This is a genomic window from Stieleria sp. (assembly GCF_041595215.1).
Lineage (GTDB): Bacteria > Planctomycetota > Planctomycetia > Pirellulales > Pirellulaceae > Stieleria > Stieleria magnilauensis.
Map to the genome: position 1 here is coordinate 1 of NZ_JBFHKV010001166.1, position 2,511 is coordinate 2,511.

General features: G+C 56.8%; 2 protein-coding genes. Both read right to left on the reverse strand.

Features of this window, described 5'->3' with window-relative positions:
* A partial coding sequence (locus ABX749_RS29265) for an acyltransferase family protein (RefSeq protein WP_372899155.1) occupies positions 1-780 on the reverse strand: 780 nt, incomplete at its 3' end.
* Positions 781-793: 13 nt separating this feature from the next.
* Positions 794-2,164 carry a PQQ-binding-like beta-propeller repeat protein gene (locus ABX749_RS29270; protein ID WP_372899156.1) on the reverse strand — a complete coding sequence of 457 codons (1,371 nt, stop codon included), beginning with the start codon at positions 2,162-2,164 and terminating at the stop codon, positions 794-796.
* Positions 2,165-2,511 lie beyond the last annotated feature (347 nt).

Below are 2,511 nucleotides of genomic sequence, written 5' to 3' on the forward strand. Positions count from 1 at the left end.
ATAATCACGAACCCAGTACTGTGCGTAAATGATAAGCGGGATGTGAGCCAAATACAGCCAGTAGGATGAATCGGACAAGTAACGCATGGTTTTGCTCTCCCGCGAGAGCAGCTGTCGAAACACGCCCATCATGCCAAACGTCATCAACCAGGCGTAACTGGCTTGGACAAAAAGAGACGCGATTTTGCCGAGTCCTTCGTACTGCGAAGAGATCGCCAGTCCGATCGGGAACAGCACGAGCAACGAAACGAGGACCGCGAGCCAGGATCGCCAGCCGGCCGGTTCGACGTCGCTTTGCATTCCGGTCGCATCAAAGTAGATTGCGCCGAAGCCGAAAAACACGGCGTAATACGCCAGCACCGACGGCATCGGTAACAGTCCGATCGAGGTGTCCGGTCCGAAGCCCGCCCCGTAGGGCGACATGAATGCTTGGGGAATCATCGTCAACGGGATCAGCCAAGCGTAACGATACACGGACGCGGAGAGCCAGTGTGCCGGTCGTGGAATCCGCAACAACCGACCCACCGAAACACACAGCGCAAATCCAGTGACCAGCCAGCACAGAAACCACAAGAACCACAAGTGCCCGGTGACGGGGAATTGAAAGAGGGCGAATGTTAGTTTATCGGAGACCGATCCTCGCGTCGCAATGTGGACCGGGGAGGGAAGGTTCAGTGCCTCGGCAATGCGTTTTCGGCCGTCCAGCACGTCTTCTTCATTGGCGGAAACCTGGACCAAACCGGCGACGTACGACGTGATGCCCCAGGGGGCGCCCAACATGTCGATGCAGCTTTCACCGCGATGATTCTTCGTCGTTGGTGATGCAAACCAGTTTCGTCAACGTGCGAATCAGCAAACGCCCGTCGGCAATGCTCGGCGTCGCGATGCAAAGTTCGTCGAGCGGATTGGTGTGCAGGATTTCAAAGTCGCGGCCCGCTTGGACCACGAACGTCAATCCGTCTTCGCTGAGACAAAAGACTTTGCCGTCATACGCCCAAGGCGATGCGGTGAACGAACCCGACGGTGAGAACCGACGTTTCCCATAGACCTCCTCGCCCGTCTTGGCGTCGTGACAGGTCAGGAACCCTTGATCGTAAACGGTATACAAGTAATCGCCGTAGACGATTTGGGAGGTGTTGTAAGGCGACGCGGTGGGCTGGTACCACTGTATGAACTCGCTGTCGGCAAAGTCGCCGTCGGGGGTGATGTCACCGCTGGCGCCCGGACGAATCGCAAACGTCGGTCGGTGCGAATCGCCGACGTATCCCGAGGCGAGGTAGCAATAGCCGTGTGCGGCAAACGGCGACGGAATCACCAACACCGACATGTCGCCATCGAATTCCCACAACAGGTCGCCGCCGAGCGAGTAGCTGCGATTTTTCTTTCGCCCCGTCACGACGATTTCGGTGCGTTGATCATGTTCCCAGACCAACGGCGTGGCCCAGGAATGCGTTTCGTCGCGCGGCGTTCGCCATTTCTCCTCCCCCGTTTTCGCATCAAAGGCGGCGATCCATGATGATTCCAAGTTGTCATAAACGACGATCACTTGACCGTCATGAACCACCGGTGACGCGGCGGCACCATAATCCAGGTTGGTTTTGCGCGGTTCGATGTTACGTGACCAAAGCGGTTCGCCATCCAGGCTGTAGCAATACAGCCCGACGTCACCAAATAACACGTACAGGCGTTCGCCGTCGGTCGTCGGTGTTTCGGCGGCATACGAGCTTTTGGGGTGACGCGGTACGACCGGGCGTCCCGTCTTTGCTTCATGCCGCCAGAGTTCTTTGCCGCTGTTCAGATCGAAACAGTAAACCATCCAGTGATGAATCCCCTTGGCCGGATCGCGAACACCCTTGCCAAGATACAGTCCTTTTTGAGGCTGGATGTTTTCTTCATCAGCGACGACCGATGACACAAACACGCGATTGCCGACAACGATCGGACTGCCCCAGCCCTGGCCGGGAACCTCGATCGACCAAGCGACGTTTTCGGTTTGATCCCACTTCGTCGGCAAACGCGGATCGTCGGCCACCACGCCGGTCGCATCGGGGCCGCGAAACCGACTCCAGTTCTCGCCCGCGTCGCTGGTGGCGTGAAGAATGCACCAAGCACCGACCAGGAAGACGCCTGCCAATGATGGTCGATCGAACAGAGATTTTTTCATAGAAGACCACTCAACGGCGAAAAGCGGTGAGAAATGCGGAGACGAGGCGAACGCATTGTGAGTGACACCCACATCCATTGCCACGCTAAAACAAAAGCGTTCAGTATCAATGTGTAACGCAGCCCAAAGTGGAGTAAGCTTCCAGCTTGCCAATCCGACGCCAATGGCAAGCTGGAAGCTTACCCCACTTGATCCATGTTATGAAGAAACTTGTTTGCTCTGTTGTTGTTCTGATGACGATCTCGGTCGCTCTTGATTGCGGCGCCGAACCCCCGATCACCTCGATCGAGTTTGCTCCCGATGGATCGTCGGTGGTCGCGTGTTCTCAATCCGGAGTCGCGGTGTAC